This window comes from Succinivibrio sp. (assembly GCF_045124615.1).
Taxonomy (GTDB): domain Bacteria; phylum Pseudomonadota; class Gammaproteobacteria; order Enterobacterales; family Succinivibrionaceae; genus Succinivibrio; species Succinivibrio faecicola.
The window spans coordinates 1-7,805 of record NZ_JBGVMC010000087.1; the positions used below are offsets into that span (position 1 = coordinate 1).

At 36.1% G+C, this 7,805-nt stretch carries 8 protein-coding genes; 3 read left to right on the forward strand and 5 right to left on the reverse strand.

The window, feature by feature from the left end; translation table 11 throughout:
- Window positions 1-620, reverse strand: a 620-nt coding sequence (locus ACJML3_RS02360) for a THUMP domain-containing protein (RefSeq protein ID WP_406020266.1), incomplete at its 3' end; no start/stop codon positions are given.
- Window positions 621-746: 126 nt separating this feature from the next.
- Complete coding sequence (locus tag ACJML3_RS02365) at window positions 747-1,865, reverse strand: SLC13 family permease (protein ID WP_406020268.1); 1,119 nt, start codon at window positions 1,863-1,865, stop codon at window positions 747-749.
- 292 nt (window positions 1,866-2,157) lie between these two features.
- On the opposite strand from ACJML3_RS02365, the gene ACJML3_RS02370 reads away from it, so the two are divergent.
- Entirely contained in the window at window positions 2,158-2,937 is a 780-nt protein-coding gene (locus ACJML3_RS02370) for an AAC(3) family N-acetyltransferase (RefSeq protein WP_406020270.1), read from the forward strand.
- A gap of 8 nt (window positions 2,938-2,945) precedes the next feature.
- Here the strand turns inward: ACJML3_RS02370 and ACJML3_RS02375 are convergent, their stop codons facing one another.
- From ACJML3_RS02375 to ACJML3_RS02385, 3 genes are all read right to left on the reverse strand, one after another.
- On the reverse strand, window positions 2,946-3,254 hold the full coding sequence (locus tag ACJML3_RS02375) for a hypothetical protein (protein WP_406020272.1): 309 nt from the start codon (window positions 3,252-3,254) through the stop codon (window positions 2,946-2,948).
- 129 nt (window positions 3,255-3,383) lie between these two features.
- Complete coding sequence (locus ACJML3_RS02380) at window positions 3,384-4,385, reverse strand: GGGtGRT protein (RefSeq protein ID WP_219937848.1); 1,002 nt, start codon at window positions 4,383-4,385, stop codon at window positions 3,384-3,386.
- A 13-nt stretch (window positions 4,386-4,398) separates the two neighbouring features.
- Window positions 4,399-5,097 (reverse strand): iron-sulfur cluster assembly scaffold protein, encoded by a 699-nt coding sequence (locus tag ACJML3_RS02385; RefSeq protein ID WP_219937849.1) that lies wholly within the window; start codon window positions 5,095-5,097, stop codon window positions 4,399-4,401.
- 348 nt (window positions 5,098-5,445) lie between these two features.
- Between ACJML3_RS02385 and sstT the strand changes: the two genes are divergently transcribed.
- Both sstT and ACJML3_RS02395 read left to right on the forward strand, forming a co-directional pair.
- Complete coding sequence (sstT, locus tag ACJML3_RS02390) at window positions 5,446-6,684, forward strand: serine/threonine transporter SstT (protein WP_406020274.1); 1,239 nt, start codon at window positions 5,446-5,448, stop codon at window positions 6,682-6,684.
- 143 nt (window positions 6,685-6,827) lie between these two features.
- Window positions 6,828-7,700, forward strand: a complete 873-nt coding sequence (locus ACJML3_RS02395; RefSeq protein WP_406020276.1) for a putative metalloprotease CJM1_0395 family protein — start codon at window positions 6,828-6,830, stop codon at window positions 7,698-7,700.
- Window positions 7,701-7,805: the final 105 nt, after the last annotated feature.

Sequence of the window (7,805 nt, forward strand, 5' to 3'; positions counted from 1 at the left end):
TCTAAAAGCAATGTTCCTGAACCACACATTGGATCAAGGAAATTCTCCTTGTTGTAGCCTGCTCTGTAAATCATAGCAGCAGCAAGATTTTCCTTAAGAGGAGCATCACCAGTCCCTCTGTGATACTCACGCTTTAATAAAGCTCTTCCAGAAAGATCAATTAGGATATTAGCACTGCCTTTCTTATCTAAATGACAGTTGATTACAACATCAGGATTTTCTCTGTCTACATCAGGTCTTCCACCCTGTGTTGTCTGAAGTCTGTCGCAGATTGCATCCTTAACCTTTAAAGCACCGTACTGAGTATTTCTGATTGATTCATTAGTACCGGTGAAAGTTACTGCAATGGTATTGCTCTTATCAAAATACTTTTCCCATGCAACACCGTTTGCACCGATATAAAGTTCAGTGTCAGTTTCACAGAAAAACTCAGATAACTCTAGAAGAATTCTTGATGCAAATCTTGAATAAAGACATGCTTTCATACCAAAGGCAAAATCACCTTTGAAGGATACACCTGCAACTGTTTCTTTAGCTGATGATGCACCTATTGAGTTAAGTTCATTTAATAAAAGAGTTTCAAGTCCTTTTGGACATGTTGCAAAAAAGGAAAGTGCCATAAAAAAGAGCTCCTAAAAATCTTCAGATATTATACTTTAAAAGCTCTTTTGTTGCTATTTTTTACATTTTTTCTTACAAGAATAACCTTTTATTTTCAAAAGAAAATCTTTTAAAAATCAAATTTTTTAAAAGTAAGATGGAAATATAAAATGTAAAGTTACAAGAACTAACAGGAATCTTAAATTATATTTTGTAAACTTCTTAAGATAATAAAGTGGTTTAGCGCCATCAATCTTCACATAGTACTTAAATGAAATAAGTGATGCCATTGAGGCTATGATTGTTCCAAGACCACCTACATTCACACCTACTAAAAGAGGATCAGGATCGGATGTAAAAGATGAAAGCATAACTGTGGCGGGAACGTTAGATACTATCTGAGATAAACATAAAGATACGAAATATTCATACTCACTTACAAATTCATAGGCAAGTGAACTTACAAGATCGAATTTTGAGAGATTACCAACAAGAATAAATAAAAAGACAAAAAGTAAAAGAAGTTTGTAATCTACTTTCAAGAACAACTTTCTGTCACTAATAAAACATACAGGGAACAGAATCAGACACAGTATATAAATGTCTATTACTCTTAAAACACATAAAAGACAGAAAATAAATAATACAAAAAACAGCACTGCCTTTTTCTTTGGTATTACAACCTTTTGCACTGTATCAATTATTAAAGATGATTTATCAATAAAATGTGTTGCTACATACAAAAGGATGAAACAGACTGCAAATACAGGGAATGTAACAAAAATAAAATCCGTAAACTGATAGTGAAAATATGAATAGATATAAAGATTCTGAGGATTTCCAACAGGTGTGAGCATACTGCCCATATTTGCAGCTATTGTCTGCATGGATACTACAGGAATAATCAGATCGTTTCTGTTTATGCAGGTAAATGCTCTTATTGCAACAGGAACGAATACGATTAGAGATACGTCATTGGTTATGAGCATTGAGATGAAAAAGTTAATGAAAATAAAGATCCTTGACAACGATCGTGTATTATCAACAAACTTAAAACATCCTTTGTATATTCCATCTAATACACCGATTTTTCTAAATCCTGCAACGACCATCATAAGGCACATTAAAAGAAAGAGAATCTCATAGTTTATTGAGAGGACAGTATTTAAAGGATCTGTTTTTGGTATTAAGCAGCTTATTAGTGCAAGAAAAAAAGAAACTACAAGATCGGTATTTGATTTGAACAGATGAAAAAAATAATTCATAACGCACCTTCATTTGTGCGCTATTCTATCAGATTTAATTGATGATTATCAGAAAAATGAATATGAAATCAGGTCGCTTTTCTGCCAAACGGCAGAAAAGCTATCAGAGTTTCCTCTGTCTCTCTCCTGATATTTAGCTCACTGGCCGTTTATAAAACCTTTACATAAGCTATCGGAGAAAACCAAAATTTCTTTAGAAAAAATTTTGTTACCAACGTCATAGTTATTCATAGCTAATTGATCATATCATTATTGTTGTTCCACTTAGTTTAGTTAGAAATAAAGGAATATCATGACAGCGTACGTACCACTCAAAGATTATGGCAAAAATCTCGGACTGAAAAAAGGCGATTTCATATTAGTGTCAACAGACAGCAGACGAATGATAATGAATGCTATTAAAAATAACAGCTCAACAGATTTCAATGATTTTATAGACGGATTGCTAGAAGAAGTTGGAAGTGAAGGTACTGTTGTATTTCCTTGTTATAACTGGGATTTTTGCAAAGGTTTGGCATTTGACTATAGAACTACGCCTTCAAAGACAGGATCTATAACACAAACAGCACTTTCAAGATCTGATTTTAAAAGAACAAAACATCCAATATATTCTTTTGCTGTAGCTGGTCGGTATCAAAAAGAACTAGTCGATCTTAATAACAAATCTTCTTTCGGTAGTGATTCACCTTTTGACTTTTTTAGACATCACAATGCTGTAAACCTGATTTTTGATGTCAAACTAGAAAGGAGTTTCACATATGTTCATTATGTACAGGAAGTATTAGGAGATACATCAAACAGATACCTAAAAGATTTTACAGCTGACTATACTGATGAAAACGGAATAACCAGCAGAAGAACTTACTCAATGTATGTAAGAAAACTTGAACTTGATGTTAAAAATTTAGTTGATCCATTAGAAGAAGACTTTATAAAGGCTGGCTGTATCTCATATTGTGACATTAACACTTCAAAAATAAAGAAAATTGATCCGAACAAATGCTACGATAGTATTGTTTACGATATCAAATATAACAAATCAAGAAAACTGTGCAGCTACAAAGGACAATAGATATTTACTTAGTCGATGCCAGGAAAATTATCAACCTTCATGATTGAAAAATCCTCAAAGGCATCGACATACTGAATAGAAAAATCTTCAAAGTTGTTTACAAACTGCCACTCTCCGCATTTATCTGCAAAATGAGCAACTTCTTTAAATTTAAGATCAGCAAAATTTCTGACAACCTTAACCTTGAAAGTAGCAAAATGCTCTACAACCTTAACTTTTCCGTATAGGTTTACACCGTTTAACGAACAAGATGACAGTGAGGATGCATAAAGAACAGGAGAAAAAAGCAGTGATATAAAAATTAGAAATTTATTCATAAATTCCATACTCATAAATAATTATTATTTTGTCATAATTATTATAGTAAAGAATTCTAAATAATAAAGAAAACATGATCAAAAAGGGCATTCAAAAGAATGCCCTTTTATTGATATCAAAACTTTAAATTACTTGTTTAAAGCCTGTGATACCTGAACTGCGATAGCTACAGTTGCACCAACCATAGGGTTGTTACCCATACCTAAGAAGCCCATCATTTCTACGTGAGCAGGTACAGATGAAGAACCAGCGAACTGAGCATCTGAGTGCATACGACCCATAGTGTCGGTCATACCGTATGAAGCAGGACCTGCAGCCATGTTGTCTGGGTGTAAGGTACGACCGGTACCACCACCTGAAGCAACAGAGAAGTACTTCTTGTTCTGCTCTACGCACTCTTTCTTATAAGTACCAGCTACTGGGTGCTGGAAACGGGTTGGGTTGGTTGAGTTACCGGTAATAGAAACATCAACACCCTCGTGATGCATAATTGCAACACCTTCACGAACATCGTCAGCACCGAAGCAGCGTACGTTAGCACGCTCTGTGTCTGAGTACTTGATCTCGTTAACAATCTTTAACTCTGATGTGTAGTAATCAAACTTGGTCTGAACATAGGTGAAGCCGTTGATACGAGAAATGATCTGAGCAGCGTCCTTACCTAAACCGTTTAAGATAACGCGTAATGGAGTCTTACGAGCCTTGTTAGCGTTACGAACGATACCGATAGCACCTTCAGCAGCAGCGAATGACTCGTGACCTGCTAAGAAGCAGAAGCACTTGGTCTCATCGCGTAGAAGCATTGCACCTAAACCGCCGTGGCCAATACCAACCTTACGGTCTTCAGCAACAGAACCTGGAATACAGAAAGCCTGTAAACCGATACCGATAGCATCAGCTGCATCAGCAGCAACCTTGCAGCCTTTCTTGATTGCAATAGCAGCACCAACAGTGTATGCCCACTTTGCGTTCTCGAAAGCGATACCCTGGATCTCACCTACAGTCTTGTATGGGTCTAAACCATACTGTGCGCAGATATCCTTACACTCTTCAACTGACTTAATGCCATACTGAGCTAAAACACCATTGATTTTCTCAATACGACGCTCATAACTTTCAAATAATGCCATCTTTTAGTACCTCTTATTCTTTTCTTGGGTCAATGTACTTAGCGGCATTATCCCACTGACCATAGTGGCCCTGGATCTTAGCAATAGCTTCTTTACCAGACATCTCTGGGTTAGCCTTTAGAAGATCCATTAACTTGCCTAAGTTTACGAACTCATAACCAACAATCTCGTTGTTGTTGTTTAATGCAACGCGAGTTACATAACCTTCAGTCATTTCTAAATAACGTGGGCCCTTATCCTTAGTAGCGAACATAGTGCCAACCTGGCTACGTAAGTTCTTACCTAAATCCTCTAGAGAAGCACCGATTGGTAAACCACCCTCTGAGAAAGCAGTCTGTGTACGACCGTAAACGATCTGTAAGAAAAGCTCGCGATATGCAGTGTTGATAGCATCGCAAACTAAGTCTGTGTTTAAGCCTTCAAGTAAGGTCTTACCGATCAGGATCTCAGAAGCCATAGCAGCTGAGTGAGTCATACCTGAACAGCCGATGGTCTCAACTAAAGCTTCCTGAATGATGCCGTCTTTAACATTTAAGGTCATCTTACAAGCGCCCTGCTGAGGAGCACACCAACCCACACCGTGAGTTAAACCGCTGATATCCTTGATTTCTTTAGCCTGAACCCACTTACCCTCTTCAGGAATTGGAGCAGGACCATGATATGCACCCTTAGTAACTGGGCACATATTCTCTACTTCTTTAGAATAGATCATTGTGGTACCTAAATTAATATATTAAATTACGTAAATATAGCCGTTTTTCACGACTAACCTACAAGATTATAATACACAGCATTGAGTTTGTAAAAATTTTTACTGAGCATTTTTCTTATATACAAAAACAAAATCTAATATAGTAGACTTAAGTAATCAATAATCATTACCGATTCTGCACCATTATCTTTCATTATTTAGCTGTTTTTTGTTTTTTGTGCTGTATTTCAAAAAATCTCTATCTATTTTTGGTGCAATTAAAACTTTTATTTTTATTTTTTATCTGTCACCTTATAATTATCAAAATTTTTTTCATAACAATTATTGTTAACACTAATAAGGTTAGATATGTTAGAAACTGAAAACCCAAGAGCTCCGCTCTATCACACCTTAAATAAGGTTCCTTTTATTCTTCAGATCATTGTTGGTCTTCTTTTAGGTATTGTTGCAGCTTATGTATATCCTGATGACAAATCTGTTATTCCTACACTTGGAACACTATTCGTTAAAGCATTAAAAGCTGTTGCACCAATCCTTATTTTTGTTCTTGTAACATCTGCTATTGCAAAACATAAGACTGGTCAGCAAACAGCCATGAAACCAATCATTGCACTTTACTTTATCGGCATGATTATTTCAGGCACACTGGCTTTATCAATGTCATATATTTTCCCAAGCACTTTCTCAGAGCTTGCTCTAAATGCCAATGTTTCAGCTCCATCAGGAATTAAAGAGGTTCTTGTAAATTTCGTAAACCAGGCAGTTGAAAATCCTATTGCAGCATTTATCAACGGTAACTATGTAGCAATTCTTTTCTGGTCTATTGCATTAGGTCTAATGTTCAGAGTTGCAAACGAAACTACAAAAATCGTTCTTGACGATCTGGCTGCATCTGTTTCAGGTGTAATTAGATTCGTTATTCGCTGTGCTCCATTAGGTGTTTTCGGTCTTGTTTACTCTTCATGTACACAAGAAGGTGGTTTTGCAAATCTATTAAATTATGTTCATGTTGTTGCAGTTCTAGTTGCAACCATGCTCATTATCGCTTTTGTTGTAAATCCACTTTTAGTATTCATCACAACAAGAGAAAATCCATTCCCTATCGTATTCAAGTGCCTTGCAAAATCTGGTACCACAGCATTCTTTACAAGATCATCTGCTGCAAACCTGCCTGTAAATATGGCTTTATGTGAAGAAATGAAGCTTGATAAAGCAACCTACTCTATTTCTATTCCTCTTGGCTGTACTATTAATATGTCAGGTGCAGGTGTAACCATCGTTATCATGACTATGGCTGCAGCTCATACTCTTGGAATCAATATTGACTTTGCTTCAGCACTTTTAATGTGTATTGCTTCAGTTCTTTGTGCATGTGGCTCATCAGGTGTTGCAGGCGGCTCTTTAATGCTGATCCCTCTTGCATGCTCAATCTTCGGTATTCCAAACGACATCGCAATGCAGGTAGTTGGCATTGGCTTTATTATCGGTGTTGTACAGGATTCATGCGAAACTGCACTTAACAGCTCAACTGATGTAATCTTTACAGCAGCAGCTTGCAGAAGAGCACAGAAGAAAAAAGAAGCTTAATTCTAATTAGAATCATGTAAAGCCAGCATATATGCTGGCTTTTATTTTTTTAAGAATTAATCTCAAAGAAAAATTTAATTTTTTTTGAAGATTTACTAAAGTTAGATATATAGTCTGCCGATCTCTATGTAGAGGTATAGATTATGAGTACAATTAATCTTCTTAATGGTATGTCTCCGGTATCTAGCAATTACGCTACCGGCTCTAATTCTATTGCCCAAAATTACTCTAATGAAAATAATGAGAACAGAATTTTAGTACTTCAAGAAGATACTGTTACTCTATCAAAAGATAACTGTCAGTGTAATGACGGACAGAACTGCCAGCATCAATACTCATCAAATCGTTCTAAAGCAAGAATGGCCTATCTTGGAATTGCAAAAAAGGTTAGCGATCCAACCGTTAAAACAGATAGCAATGAAGATAAGACAAACGTAACTGATGGAACTGTAAACACCGATGAGTCAAAAGATAATGAAAAAGGCTCTGTTACTGAAGAAAAAGGTGCTAATGGAAAGCCACTTAGTGACAAAGAAAAACAAGAGCTTCAAGAGCTGAAAAGCAGAGATATTGAAGTAAAGAAGCATGAAAGAACTCATCAGAGAGTCGGAAGTCCTTATACAAGTGCTCCTTCTTATGAGTATGAAACTGGGCCTGACGGTAAAAAATATGCAGTTGCAGGAAGCGTCAACATAGATTCTAGTGATGCAGATACACCAGAAAAAACAGCTGAAAAAATGCGAATTATAATCAAGGCTGCTAAGGCTCCTGCTCAGCCATCATCAAAAGATCTTTCTGTTGCTGCCGATGCTTCAAGACGTTTAAATGAGGCAAATGCAAAGGTTCAAAAAGAAAAGCAAGAGCAAATGAAAGAAAACATGGAATCAGCAAATAACAAAGATTCTGTAAATGAAGATCCTGCTAAAAAAGAAAATGAGAACAAAAATATTCAGGATATGACTGAAGGTTCTTCAAGTATTGCTCCTCAAAAATTCTCCGAATCAAAAGGATTCTAAATTACCTAAAGCCTCTAATGAGGCTTTAATTATCTGATTACTAGAACTTCCTTGATGACACATCCTCAGAAATTCTATTTGCAATTACATTCAGCTCACCTGTAA

Excerpts from the sequence above, each read along its gene's own strand:
- ACJML3_RS02365 (WP_406020268.1), bottom strand. The coding sequence starts at position 1,865 with ATGAATTATTTTTTTCATCTGTTCAAATCAAATACCGATCTTGTAGTT.
- ACJML3_RS02375 (WP_406020272.1), bottom strand. The coding sequence starts at position 3,254 with ATGAATAAATTTCTAATTTTTATATCACTGCTTTTTTCTCCTGTTCTT.
- sstT (WP_406020274.1), top strand. The coding sequence starts at position 5,446 with ATGTTAGAAACTGAAAACCCAAGAGCTCCGCTCTATCACACCTTAAAT.
- ACJML3_RS02395 (WP_406020276.1), top strand. The coding sequence starts at position 6,828 with ATGAGTACAATTAATCTTCTTAATGGTATGTCTCCGGTATCTAGCAAT.
- ACJML3_RS02370 (WP_406020270.1), top strand. The coding sequence starts at position 2,158 with ATGACAGCGTACGTACCACTCAAAGATTATGGCAAAAATCTCGGACTG.
- ACJML3_RS02380 (WP_219937848.1), bottom strand. The coding sequence starts at position 4,385 with ATGGCATTATTTGAAAGTTATGAGCGTCGTATTGAGAAAATCAATGGT.
- ACJML3_RS02385 (WP_219937849.1), bottom strand. The coding sequence starts at position 5,097 with ATGATCTATTCTAAAGAAGTAGAGAATATGTGCCCAGTTACTAAGGGT.